A 13,289-nucleotide genomic window follows, 5' to 3' on the forward strand; every position below is an offset into this window, starting at 1 on the left:
GGCCGGATCGCGCGTCGCCGCCGCCGCGCCCGGCCCCGACGCGCCCGGACCGCCGGTCAGGCGATCTCGCGCGCGAAGCGGCCGGTCCGGTCGAGCTCGTCGAGGAATGCCCGGACCACCGAGGGCAGCGCCGGATCGCGCTCGAGGTCTTCCGCCGCCTCGGCGAGGCGGAAGGCGCCGAGATTGCGGGCCGCGCCCTTCAGCGCATGGGCGAGCCGCGAGCGCTCCGTCGGTCCCGCCCGCTCGATCGCCGGGCGCGCCCGGTCGATCTGCGCGATGAGAAGCCCGATCACTTCGGCCTCCAGCGCCCGGTCGCCCGCCGTCTGATGCGCCAGATGCACGAGGTCGATCGGCGAAAGCCGCGACGGAAGCCGCGGCCCGGCGGAAGCACGGCGGGTTTCGCCGTCGCGCTCGCCGCCCGATTCGAGGGATTGCGTCATGCCATCCTCCTTCGCCCGCCGCACACGCGCGGCCCTGCCGCGATTTCCGGCATCCTCTCCGAAATCGTCTCGCGGTTCGGTGTGCGATTGGTTAAGCTCTGAGGGAAAATCCGCGGCGCGGGACCGCCGCGGGCTTGCATGAACTTCGTCTGCGGGGCCTTGTCCCGCAGGGCCGGCGCCGAAAAAATTCGCAATTCTCCCGCCGGTGTTAACCTTATGTTTAAACTTGCAGGGATCGGCCGGCTTTACGGTTTCTTTCAGACCGCCGTCCCACTAACATTCTAGAGCAGGGAATTGCCGCCTTTGCGTGCCCCCGACCGCTGTCCGGCGGCGGGCGGGCGCGCCGGGGAAGAGGCCTGCGGAAGCGCCGGAAAAAACCGGGCTCCGCGTTCTCGGGGCAAATGTAGAGAGTATCGGGGCGCGACGGCCATGTCCAAGACGAAACCCTTCGACCAGCTTTCCGACGATCAGGTCAACGAGCTGGAAGAGGCGCTGGCGGATCTCTCGATCGAGGAGGCCGAAGCCGCCGATGCGGCGAAGCCCGCGACCGGCCACCTGGAGGAGACGGCGAGCGAGGAGAATCTCGACGTCGTCCTGTCGCTCGAGGACTTCGAACGCCAGATCAGCGAGACCGCCGGCCAGTTGCGCGACGAGGAGGGAGAGGCCGCCGCGGCGAGCGCCGAGGCGACTCCCGAAAGATCGGCCGCCGATGCGGCGGCAGCCGGTGCAGCCGGTGCCGCCGCCGCGGGAGCAGCCGCCGGCGCTGCCGCCGCGGCGAAGGCCGCCCCGGACGCCGAGCGTGCGAAAACAGGGCCTGAGGAGGCCCGTTCCCGTCCCCAGGCCGACGACGCCCGTGCGCCCTTCGGCGAGCAGCCGCGCGCCTACAGCCAGCCCGCCGCGAACGACGAGGCGCGGCGCAACGCCGTCTGGGCCGAGGCACTGCTGCAGCGGCGCGCTTCGAGGACGCCGATCTGGATCGCCCTCCTCGCCTCCGTCATCTGGGTCGGCGCCGTCGCCGTCGGCGCAGCGTCGATCTACGGTTCCGACTTCGGGACGCTCGCCGGCGGTCTGTCCGATCCGCAGCGCCAGGGCGAGCTGCTCGCCCTCGCTGCGCTCTGGGTCCTGCCGCCGATCCTGTTTCTCGCGATCGGCCTGATGGTCCGGCGCTCGGCGGATCTCCGGCTGATGAGCCGGTCGCTCGCCGAGGTCGCCCTGCGCCTCGCGGAACCGGAAAGCGTCGCCACCGAGCGCGTCATGAGCGTCGGCCAGGCCGTGCGCCGGGAAATCTCCAGCCTCGCCGAGGGCGTCGAGCGGGCGCTGTCGCGCACCTCGAACCTCGAAACCGTGGTGCGCAACGAAGTCAGCGCGCTCGAGCGGGCCTATGCCGACAACGAGGTGAAGATCCGCGCCCTCGTCCAGGATCTCGGCAACGAGCGCGAGGCGATGCTGTCGCACGCCGAGCGTCTGCGTTCGGCGGTCCTCGGCTCGCATCAGCGGCTGGTCGGCGACGTCGAGACGACGTCCGACGCCGTGCTTGGCCGCATCGAGGACGCCTCGGAGCGCTTCACGGCGCTGATCGACGAGCGCAGCGCCCAGTTCATCAAGGACTACGAAACCCGCAACGACCAGCTTTCCGAGCTGTTCGAGGCACGCGGCAAGTCGCTGCGCGAGCAGATGACGGCCGAGGGCGATTCGCTCTTCGCCCGTCTCGACGAGGTGGCGGCGAATGCCGGCCACAAGCTGATCGAGATCGGCGAGAAGATCGGCGGCGACCTCGACAGCCGCACCGGCCGGATCGGCGGCGAGATCGAAGAGCGCAGCGCCAGCATCGTCGCTTTGCTCGGCGAGCGCGCGACCGGCATCAAGGACACCATCGTCGCCGATTCCGAAGCGCTGATCGGCAGGATCACCGCCAGCGCCGACGACGGCGTGCGGCGCCTTCAGGAGACCAACGAGACGCTGGCCCGCGAGAGCGAAGCGCGCAGCCGCAGCCTCGCCGACGACGTCGAGCGCCGCAGCCAGCAGCTCGTCACCCTGTTCGACGAGAAGAGCCAGGTCCTCGATTCGCGGATGACCGACCTCGGCGACCGCCTCGTCGCCGACATCTCCTTCACCGCCGAGAACGCCACCAGCCAGATCGCCTCGGCCGGCGAGGACGTGTCGCGCACGCTCGACGAGCGGACGGCGCGTCTCACCGCCGAATTCGACGGCCGCAGCCAGGCGCTGCTCGACGCCTTCGACACCAAGACCGTGTCGCTGGTCGAACGGACCACCGGTGCCAACGAGCGGCTCCTCACCGCGATCACCTCCTCTGGCGAGACCGCGGTCGCGCGGCTCGGCGAGACCGGCGAAAGCGTCTCGCGCAGCCTCGACGAGCGCACCCAGCAGCTCGCCGCCGACTTCGACGGCCGCAGCCGCGACCTCTTCGAAACCTACGACACCAAGACCGCGTCCCTCGTCGAACGGACCACCGGCGCCAACGAGCGACTCCTCGCCGCGATCACGACCTCGGGCGAGACCGCGGTCGCACGACTCGGCGAGACCGGCGAGACCATCTCCCGCAGCCTCGACGAGCGCACCCAGCAGCTCGCTGCCGACTTCGACGGCCGCAGCCGCGAACTCTTCGAGGCCTACGACAGCAAGACCGCCTCCCTGCTGCAGCAGACGAACGGCGCCAACGAGCGGCTGCTCGGCGCGATCGTGGCTTCCAGCGAGGCCGCGGTGGTCAAGCTCGGCGAGACCGGCGAGAGCGTCTCGCGGATGCTGGCCGAGCAGAACGCCGCTCTGTCGCAGGACTTCGCCACCCGCAGCCAGGCGCTCATCGGCGACTTCCGGGAAAGGGCGACGGCGCTCGAAGCCGACATGCGCGAGGCGAGCGACCAGTTCGTCGTCGGCCTCACCCTCGGCGCGGAGAGCGCCGCCGGCAGCATCACCGAGGCCGGCGAGACGACCGAACGGGCGATCGCCGCGCAGCTCGAAAGGTTGTCGGGCGAGGTCGACGGTCATTTCGGCCGCGCCGTCTCGACGCTTGCGGAACGCGGCGCGGCGCTGTCGGCCTCGCTGACCGACACAACCCGGGTACTCGTTGCCGAACTCGGCACTTCTTCCGACGAAGCGGTGCGCCAGCTGACCGCCTCCGCCGAGACGGCGAACCGCACCCTCGACGCCACGACCGGACGGCTCGTCACCCGCACCGGCGAAATCACCGAGCAGCTGACGGCCACCGGCAACGAGATCGTCACGCGGCTGATCTCCTCGGCCGATGCGGCGACGGGTCTCGTGCGCTCGCGCACCGAGATGCTTTCCGAATATGGCGACAGGTTCGTCGAAGGGCTGTCGGCCGTCCTCGACGACCGCGCGCTCACCATGCGCCTGCAGGGCGAGACCTTCCTCGACGGGCTGGAGACGCTGTTCAACGAGCGGCTCGAAGCGATCGAAAAGCACGGCAACAGCTTCCAGACCGGCATCGCCGAGCAGATCGACGGGCGCCGTGCACGTCTGGAGGACAGCGCCGACCGCTTCCTCAAGGCCTCCGAGACCGAACTCGGCGAGCGCACCGCGCGCATCGAGCAGCTCCTGTCCGACAACAACACCCAGATGCTCGGCGGCCTCGACCGCCGCATCGAGACGATCGAGAAGGCGCTCGGCGAGCGGGGACCGGCCCTGATCGCCGCCATCGAGAACCGCGCCAACGCCATCGAGGTCTCGACCGAGCGCGTCTCCTCCGCCCTCAACGACCGCTCCATCGCCTTCGCCCAGTCGCTGGCCGAACGCACCCGGGAGATCGTCGGGGCGTTCGAGAAGGGCCATTCGGAGCTTTCCGAACTCGCCGAGGGCGCCGTCGCCAATGCCGGCGGCAGCCTCGACGCCCGCACCGCCGAACTGCGCACGCTCCTCACCGACCGGGTGACCGGCCTCGAAGACCTTCTGAGCGAACGCACCGGCAGCCTTGCAGAGGCGCTGGACCAGCGGCTCCTCTCCTTCGATCTCGCCGCCGACAGCCGCATCGGCGCCCTCGGCGAACGCGCCGACGAGGTCGCCGGCAAGCTCGACAGCGCCGCCGAGCGGATCCACGGCCTGCTCTCCGAGCGCCGCGACGAGATCGAGGTCGTCATGGGCCGCGTCGCGGAAGGCTTCGAATCGAGCTTTGCGAGCCGCATGCAGCTCCTCGAACGCACCCTCGCCGGCCAGTCGCAGCGCTTCGTCAAGGCGCTCGACGAAGCCCAGCGGCTGCTCGCCGAAGATCTCGACCAGAAGACCGGCAGCGTCGCCGAGCGCATCGAGGCGGTGCTCGGCGAGATCCGCGAGGCCGTCGGCACCACCGAGGGCCTGCTCGCCCGCGGGCTCGACGAAAAGGCCGCCGCCTTCTCGTCGCTGTTCGACGAACGGCGCGGCGCGATCGAGGAACTCCTGACGATGTCGCAGGATTCGATCGTCAATTCGCTCGACCAGCGGATCAACGCCATCGCCGCGACCCTGGCCTCGCGCGGGGCCGAGCTGCAGAAGACGCTCGACGGCGAAAGCTCGAGCTTCGTCAACACGATCGACGAAAAGTCTCAGACGCTGCTCGAAAATCTCGACCGTCGCACGTCCGAGCTCAACACCGGCCTTGCGGACCGGCTGCACGCCAGCGAGCGGCTGATCGGCGAGGCGCAGGACGCGCTGCTGTCGAGCTTCGACGCTCGCCAGGAGGAACTCGGCGAGGCGCTGGAGCGTCGCTCGGCCTCGCTGAAGACCATCGGCGACGAAATGGCCGCGCGGGTCACCACGGCGATCGACGAGCGGCTGCGCAACGTCGCGACCGGCTTCGACGAGGTGGTGACCTCGATCGTCGGCGATCTGTCGGATCGCATCGGCTCGCTCGGCAAGTCGCTGGAGGAGACCCGGACCGCGCTGGTCGGGACGGTCGAATCCGAGACCGGCCGGTTCCGCGCCGAGCTCGACGAGCGCACCCAGGGCTTCGAGGACCACGTCTCGATCGCCGCCAGCAGCCAGCTCGTCGCGATCGAAAGCGCCCTGTCGATGGTCGTCGAGGGTCTCGACGAGCGGCTGTCGCGGCTTTCCGCGGCCGCGGAAGGCGCCCGCAGCGACATCGCCACCGGGCTTTCCGGCGAGGTCGAGCAGCTGCGTCGGACGATCGCCGCCTCGGTCGAGGGCCTGTCGAGCGAACTGCGCGGCAATGGCGAATCCCTCGCGTCGTCCATCGAAGCGCGCATCGCCGAACTCACCGCGGTTTCGCAGACTGCCGAAGCCGGCGTCCGCGACAGCCTCGACGCGCGCATCGAGCGTCTGCGCGGCCTCCTCTCGGAGAGCCGGGACGAGGTTTCCGGCGCCCTCGATCAAGGCATCGGCGCGATCTCGGGTGAAATCGGCGAACGCATCAGCCGGCTCGGCGAGAATCTCGACGGCCGCACGGCGACGCTTCGGGCGATCATCGAGGACGCCCGCGGCATCCTGGTGGAAGGCCTCGACGGCCGCCTCGCGGCGATCCAGTCGCTGGTCGAGGGGTCGGAGGGAACGCTTCTCGCCGCGCTCGACGAGCGCCGGGACGAATTCGGTCGGCAGATCGAGGGCGGACGGGCGGCGCTCGCCGCGACGCTCGAAGAGCGCGTGTCGGCGCTTTCGGACGCCCTGTTCGAAGCCGATCTCAAGCTCGCCACCGCCTTCGACGAGCGGCGCGACAGCCTGGCCTCGCTCATCGAGGGAGCCGTCAGCTCCGCCGCCGCAACCTTCGAGGACCGCGCCGACGACGTCAGGCGGACGATCGAGCAGTCGGTGGGCGACGTCTCGCAGACCCTGGAAGGCCGGCGCGAGGATCTCCTCGCGGTCATCGAGCGCGGCTCGTCGAGCCTCGTCGGGGCGCTCGACCAGCGCACCGAGGCGATCTCGACGGCCCTCGAACGCGGCCTCGGCAATGTCGAGCGCACGCTGAACGCGCGCGCCGCGACCCTCGCCGAGGCGATCCGCGGCACGGTTTCGGAGGCGACGGCCGCCATGGCGGCGGAAGCCGGCCGTGCCCGCGAAGGCCTGATGGCCGAGAGCGAGAAGGTCTCGGCGAGCGTCGGCGACATTTCGCGGCTGTTCGACACCGCCAGCGAGGAAGCCCGCTCCCGCATCGCCGGCGAGGCCGAGCGGCTCACGACGCGGCTTCAGGAACTCGCCGACGAGCTCACCAGCCGCACCGAGACAGCCGGCTCCAAGCTGGTCAGCGAAGGCGGCAAGATCGCCGAGACGATCTCCGGCTCCGCCGAGGTCATCCGCTCGCTTTCGGCGGAATCGCGCTCGCGCTTCGCCTCCGAGGCGGAGGCTCTGGCCACCCAGATCGCCGGCCTCACCGGCGAGATCCGGCGCGAGGCCGACGAGGTCCGCGAGCAGCTCGGCCAGCAGCGCATGACGCTGGTCGACACGCTCTCCGGCATCTCCGGCATCGTGGCGGGCGAGTTCGACCGCAACACCGAGGCCTTCGCCGAGAAGATCGCGGCGGCGTCGGAGGAACTGCGCCGCATCGCCGAGGACAACCAGTCACGCTTTGCCGGCGACAGCACCCGCCTCGCCGCCGAGTTCGAGCAGGCCATCGCCCGCATGGGCGAACTCGCCGAAACGGCACAGGGCTCGCTGAAGGTCTCCGGCGACGACTTCACCCAGCGGGTGAATCGCGCCGCCGGCGCCATGCGCAACGCCACCGGCGACATCGCCTCTGCTCTGGAGGCGCGCGCCGACAGCTTCTCGGCCGAACTCGAAGCGACGACCCAGCGGCTCGCCGGGCTCCTGGCGGAAAACCCGGTCACCGGCGAGATCGACGCATCGACGGCGCGGCTGCGCGACGAGCTCGTCGCCACCACCGAGGCGATCCGCGCCGAGGTCTCGGGGGTCGTCGGCCAGCTGCGCGGCGAGGTCGCGACGGTCTCCGGCCAGCTCCTGCAGGACGCCGAGAACGTGCGCGACGAAATCGCCAACCGCGGCGGCGACCTCTCCAGCCAGATCGCGGCGATCTCCGAGATCATCCGGCTGGAGACCGAGCGTGCGCGCACCAGCCTTCTCGAAAGCGCCGGCACGGTGGGCGAGGAACTCGCCGGCCGGATGAGCGAGACCGAGCGCGCACTCGCCACCCGCACGCGGGTGATCAACGACGAGCTCGAGGAGAAGACCCGCACCCTCGCCGCCATGCTCTCGGCCCGCAACGCCGAGATCGGACGGATGCTGGAGGAAGAGGCGCGGCCGATGATCGCCCAGATCGGCGACGGCGGGACCGAACTCGCGCGCCTGCTCCAGGTGACGACGCGCGACGCGGCGGAACGGCTGCGGGCCGAGAACGCCTCGCTGGCCGCGGCGCTGGGGCGCCGGGCGCAGGACACCATCGCCGCCCTCACCCAGTCCTCCGACGCCATCCTCGGCGCGCTGGACGAACGGGCGGCCTCGACGGTCGGCATGGTCGGTGAGATGCGCGAACAGCTGCAGCGCGACGTCGGCTCGCTGATCGGGCGGCTCGCCCAGACGTCGAGCTCGCTGCGCGGCCTCGTCGAGGAGACGGCCGGCAATCTCGGCGCGATCGACGGCATCCTGAAGGAAAGCGGCGCCCGCTTCGCGGCGGACGCCGAGGACGCGACCAATTCGATCTCGCTCAGCGCGCGGATGCTCGACGACAATGTCGGCAAGCTCGACCAGCTGTCGACGGCCGCCTTCTCGCGCATCGCGGCGATGGCCGACCGCTTCCAGGATCACGGCGCGGTGCTGTCGGAGACCGTCGGGCTGCTCGAACAGCGCGAGGGCGGGCTGCGCCAGGTTCTGGAGAACGGCCATGCCGGCCTCGACGAGCTGTCGTCCGGCCTGTTGACGCGGTCCGAGGAGATCGGCGGTCTGATGCGCTCGCTGGAAGAGGTGGTCGGCGGCCTGTTCGACCGCGCCGAAGAGCGTTCGCGGATGATCTCCGAGCGGCTTGCCGGCGAGGTCGGCTCTTCGCTCGGCGACGTCGAGCGGCAGATGCAGGAGGCCGAGCAGCGTTCGCTGCAGACGGCGGCGGCGCTGCGCGAATCGGTTGCGGCGGCGCTCGGCGACGCGGGTGCCCGCTTCGACCGGTCGACCGAGGAGATCCGCGAGGCCGCGGCGACGATCCGGGCCGAGCTCGAAACCGCCCGGTCCGAGATCAAGCGCGGGGTCTTCGAGCTTCCGGAGGAGACGCGGTCGACCACCGAGGCCATGCGGCGCGCGGTCTCCGACCAGATCCGGGCGCTGCGCGAACTGTCCGACATCGTGTCCCAGTCGGGCCGGGCCCTCGACGTCGCCGACCGCTCGCGGCCGGCCCCGGCGCGGCCGCAGCGCGAGGCCCGCGCCGAACCGCAGGCCACCCCGGCGCGCAAGGAAGCCGAACCGGCCAAGCCCGACTTCGACTTCGACGACGACACGCTCGACATCGAGAACGAGATCGCCGCCTCCTTCATGACCGACGGCAACCTCGCCCGCGATCTCAGGGGCTCGAGCTACGAGCCGCAGCGCAGCGAGCCGGCGCGGCCGGCGAGCGAGGCTCCGCGCTCGCAGGCTCCGGCCCAGCAGCCGGCGCCCTCGCGCCCCGCGCCGGGCGGCACGACGTCGCGGCCGGCCGGGTCCTCCGCCCCGGCTGGCACGTCCTCCGGCCAGGCGGCGCCCTTCGCCCGCTCCGCCGGCACGGGTAGCGCGGCGACCGGCCTCGGCTCGAACGGTGCGGCAGCGGCGCGGCCGTCACGGCCGGAAGAGACGAACCGGCCGGCGGCCGACCAGCCGCGCGGCGAGGCCGAACGCGGCACGGGCTGGGTGTCGAACCTCCTGCGGCGCGCCTCGCAGGACGAGGATCCGTTCGGATCCGACTTCGCCCAGCCGCAGGCGCCGGCGGCCACCCAGGGTGCGTCCGGCAGCAATGCCGCCGGACGGACACAGGCGACGCCGGAACGCTCGCCCGACCACGTCGTCGAGTCCTTGAACTCGCTGTCGATGGACATCGCCCGGGCGATCGACCACAACGCCTCGGTGGAGCTCTGGGACCGCTATCGGCGCGGCGAGCGCAACGTCTTCACCCGCCGGCTCTACACCATGCAGGGCCAGCAGACCTTCGACGACATCCGGCGCAAGTATCAGCGCGACCTGGAATTCCGCGAGGCGGTCGACCGCTACATCGCCGACTTCGAGGCGCTGCTGCAGGACATCTCCCGCAACGATCCGGAGAACCGCGTCTCGCGGAGCTATCTCTCCTCGGATACCGGCAAGGTCTACACGATGCTCGCCCACGCCTCCGGTCGGTTCGACGGCTAGGCCGCTTCAGAAGACGCGGCGCCGCCTTGCGAAGAGCCCCGGATCGCCCGATCCGGGGCTCTTTCGCGTCGGCAGGGGCAGCGACACGTCTACCCGGCTATCGTTGGCCGATTCCCGGAGGCCGATTGCCGGTGGGCAAATCGCGCCGCCGCGGCTAGACTCCGCAGAACGGGAGGGGTGTGGCCGCGCGCCGCGGGCGGGCGACGTCGCCGATGGCCGTCCGCAGACGGGCCGCCTGACCCGGCCTGTGCCTCATTCCCGCCGATCTGCGGCGAAACAAGCGCCGGCAGTCAATCGAAGCTGGCAACCCGGGAACCCACGCATGCGCCACTCCTTCGCCGCCGTCTGCGCCGCAATCCTCGGCTTCGTCCCGCTCTGCGCCGCCACCGCAGCCCGGGCCGAGCCGGCACATGCGATCGCCATGCAGGGCGAGCCGGCGCTGCCGCCGGACTTCAAGGTGCCGCCCTACGTCAATGCCGAGGCGCCGCAGGGCGGCACGGTGCGCTACTGCGTCTTCGGCAATTTCGACAACCTCAACCCGGTCATCGTCCGCGGCGCGCTGACCACCGCCCGCGGCATCTGGCTCGACAAGGAGTTCGGCAATCTCGTCTTCGAGCCGCTGATGCAGCGCTCTCCGGACGAGCCGTTCACCATGTACGGGCTGCTCGCCAAGACCGTCGAGACCGACGACAAGCGCTCCTTCGTCGAATTCCACCTCGACCCGCGGGCGAAGTTCTCCGACGGCACGAAGGTGACGCCGGAAGACGTGCTCTTCACCGTGCGCATGCTCAGGGAATACGGCCGGCCGATGTATGCCAACTGGCTGCGGCCGGCGGTGAAGATCGAGAAGGTCGGCGACGACGGCATCCGCTTCACCTTCGACGAGACGGCCGACCGCGAGACGCCGCTCCTGATCTCCGGACTGCCGGTGCTGCCCGAGCACGCCTTCGACGAGAAGACCTTCGAGCGCACGACGCTGAAGCCGGTCATCGGCTCCGGGCCCTACGTGATCGACGACGTCAAGCCCGGCCAGGAGATCACCTACCGCAAGAACCCGGACTACTGGGCCAAGGACCTGCCGATCCGCGCCGGTACCTTCAACTACGACAAGGTGGTGATCGACTACTACCGCGATTCCAACGCCCAGTTCGAGGCCTTCAAGAAGGGCAATTGCCACGTCTATCTGGAGGGCGATCCGAGCCACTGGCGCACCGCCTACGACTTTCCGGCGGTCAACGACGGCCGGGTGGTGAAGGAGACCTTCGAGACCGGCGCACCGGCCAACATGCTGGGCTTCGTCTTCAACACCCGCCGCCCGGTCTTCGCCGACCGGCAGGTTCGCAAGGCGCTGTCGATGCTTTTCGACTTCGAATGGGCGAACAAGAACCTCTATTACGGCGCCTACCAGCGCACCGGGTCGTTTTTCCAGAACTCCGAGCTCTCGGCGCTCGGGCGGCCGGCGAGCGAGAAGGAGAAGGCGCTGCTCGCGCCCTATCCGGGCGACGTCGACCCCGCGGTGATGGACGGCACCTACAGGCCGACGGTCAGCGACGGATCGGGCTCCGACCGGGCGGTGCTGCGCGAGGCGCTGAAGGAACTCCAGGGCGCCGGCTACAGCTTCGCCGGCCGCCGGCTTGTCGGCCCGGACGGCACGCCGCTTTCCTTCGAAATCCTCGTCCAGTCCCCCGAACAGGAGAAGATGGCGGAAGCCTACACCCGCACGCTCGCCCGCCTCGGCATTGCCGCGAGCGTCCGCCTCGTCGACGATTCGCAGTATCAGGCCCGCAAGAACGCCTTCGACTTCGACATGATCGTCGCCGCCTATTCGGCCTCGCTGTCGCCCGGCGCCGAGCAGGCCTATCGCTGGAGCTCGGAGGCGAGCACCGTCAACGGCTCGTTCAACTATGCCGGCGCCCACGATCCGGCGATCGACGCGCTGATCCAGAAGATCGTCACCGCCCGTTCACGCGAGGATTTCGTCGCCGCCGTCAGGGCCTACGACCGGATCCTCATCTCCGGCCACTACGTCCTGCCGCTGTTCCACCTGCCGGAGCAGAGGCTCGCCCGCTGGTGGTTCATCAGGCATCCGAAGACGACGCCGCTCTACGGCTACCAGCTTCCGAACTTCTGGCGCGACGACGCGGCGGCGAAGCAGCCGCCGGCGCAGTGACGGGCGGCGCCCGGCGGGGCGCCTGCGGGCGCGCAGAAGCTCAGGCATGATCGGCGGCGTGCTGCCGGACGATCGGATCCGACGGTCGGCGCGGCGGCCTACTGGAGGCCCACTGCATCGACAACGCCGTCGTTGCAGCCGCCGTCGGTCGGCCGGGCGGCGGAGATGAGCGCCGCAAGGTCGGGGTCGGGCCGGATCTCGCCGACGAGACCGATCGTCAGCTCGCCGATCAGCCGGCGGTCGCCGTCCCGCGAGCAGGCGATGCGCACCCGCTTGCCGGCGCCGGCGCCGAAGCTCTCGTCGAAGGCTGCGCGGATCTCGGCCTGGGTCAGGGAGCCGCCGATCTTCGCTCCGAAGAGGTCGCGCACCTTCGAGGCGTTGATCGCACCGACCAGCGCCAGCGCGTCGTCGAAATACGCGTCCTGCGACGTGCCGGAGCAGGTGCCGTGCCGGAGCCATTCGTGGCGTTCCAGCGCCGACCGGGTGCCGGGCATCACCTCGGCGAGCGCCGCCCTCGTCTCGGCATCGACGGCGACCTCCGGCAGCGCCTCCCAGCGCCCCGCCCGATCGTCGCTGCGCTGGCGCGCGGAGACGCCGCAATATTCGCGCCCCCGCGGTTGCGGCCAGAGACCATGCAGGGTGAAGTGGTCGGCATCGAAGCGCGTCGCGGTCTGCGACCGGCATTCGGCCTTGTTCGCATGGGTTTCGCAGAAGGCCGGCTGCCAGCTTATCGCGAGAACGAATTCGCGCGGCCTTCCGCCGCCAGGCGCCGGCGCACCGCCTCGCGTCTGGCCGCCGCCTGCCGTCGTTCCGCCGGACTTGGCACCAGCATCGGCAATCAGCGGGGCCTTGCCGGCGCTTTTGCCGTCTGGACCGTCGCCGGGCATTTCGCCGTCGGTCCCGCCCGCATCGGCGATCCCGCCGCCGGGACGCTCGAAGGCCTCGCCCCGCGCGACGACCCGCACCCAGTCGCCGCAGCGCTTCTCGATCCAGCGGCGGGCGGGGTCCGCCTCGGGCAGCACCACGTAGTAGTGCGACCCGTTGACCTCGTTCTCGCCGATCAGACGGTAGGCGTGGTCGACCTCGAGCGTCGCACCGGGCTTTCCGCCGGCGGCGTCGCGGATCGAGACGGTGGCGTCGCAGGCCTTACGGGCGATGACGTAGCCGTCGAGCGGCTCCTGCGCGTCGGCACACGGCGCACACCCGATCACCGCCAGCACGGCCGCCGCACCAACCAAGCGCATGTCACCCACCCTCCCGCCTTCCGGCCGCAACCGCCTCTTGCCCCCGCGCCGGCGTGACGGCGCCCGTCGCCGCCCGCCACGCCAGGATTCGAGCCGTGTGGTCCCCATCTATCCTGACGTTGCAAGCTAGACGCCAACAACTCCGGCGTAAAC

At 70.7% G+C, this 13,289-nt stretch carries 4 protein-coding genes; 2 read left to right on the forward strand and 2 right to left on the reverse strand.

Going from position 1 to position 13,289, the window contains the following annotated elements; all coding sequences use genetic code 11:
* Positions 1-56: 56 nt before the first annotated feature.
* Positions 57-440: an Hpt domain-containing protein gene (locus tag J1C47_RS00560; protein ID WP_207348768.1), complete on the reverse strand. Its 384-nt coding sequence runs from the start codon at positions 438-440 to the stop codon at positions 57-59.
* 429 nt (positions 441-869) lie between these two features.
* On the opposite strand from J1C47_RS00560, the gene J1C47_RS00565 reads away from it, so the two are divergent.
* Positions 870-9,722: an apolipoprotein A-IV repeat region-like domain-containing protein gene (locus J1C47_RS00565; protein ID WP_207348769.1), complete on the forward strand. Its 8,853-nt coding sequence runs from the start codon at positions 870-872 to the stop codon at positions 9,720-9,722.
* A gap of 322 nt (positions 9,723-10,044) precedes the next feature.
* The gene (locus tag J1C47_RS00570; RefSeq protein WP_425354526.1) at positions 10,045-11,892 is read left to right on the forward strand and encodes an extracellular solute-binding protein; all 1,848 of its coding nucleotides are present in this window, start codon (positions 10,045-10,047) and stop codon (positions 11,890-11,892) included.
* A gap of 98 nt (positions 11,893-11,990) precedes the next feature.
* On the opposite strand, the gene J1C47_RS00575 is transcribed toward J1C47_RS00570, so the two are convergent.
* Positions 11,991-13,136: a ribonuclease T2 gene (locus J1C47_RS00575; protein WP_245396278.1), complete on the reverse strand. Its 1,146-nt coding sequence runs from the start codon at positions 13,134-13,136 to the stop codon at positions 11,991-11,993.
* Positions 13,137-13,289 lie beyond the last annotated feature (153 nt).

It is taken from the genome of Jiella sonneratiae, from assembly GCF_017353515.1.
Classification (GTDB): Bacteria; Pseudomonadota; Alphaproteobacteria; order Rhizobiales; family Rhizobiaceae; genus Jiella; species Jiella sonneratiae.

Excerpts from the sequence above, each read along its gene's own strand:
- J1C47_RS00570 (WP_425354526.1), top strand. The coding sequence starts at position 10,045 with ATGCGCCACTCCTTCGCCGCCGTCTGCGCCGCAATCCTCGGCTTCGTC.
- J1C47_RS00565 (WP_207348769.1), top strand. The coding sequence starts at position 870 with ATGTCCAAGACGAAACCCTTCGACCAGCTTTCCGACGATCAGGTCAAC.
- J1C47_RS00560 (WP_207348768.1), bottom strand. The coding sequence starts at position 440 with ATGACGCAATCCCTCGAATCGGGCGGCGAGCGCGACGGCGAAACCCGC.
- J1C47_RS00575 (WP_245396278.1), bottom strand. The coding sequence starts at position 13,136 with ATGCGCTTGGTTGGTGCGGCGGCCGTGCTGGCGGTGATCGGGTGTGCG.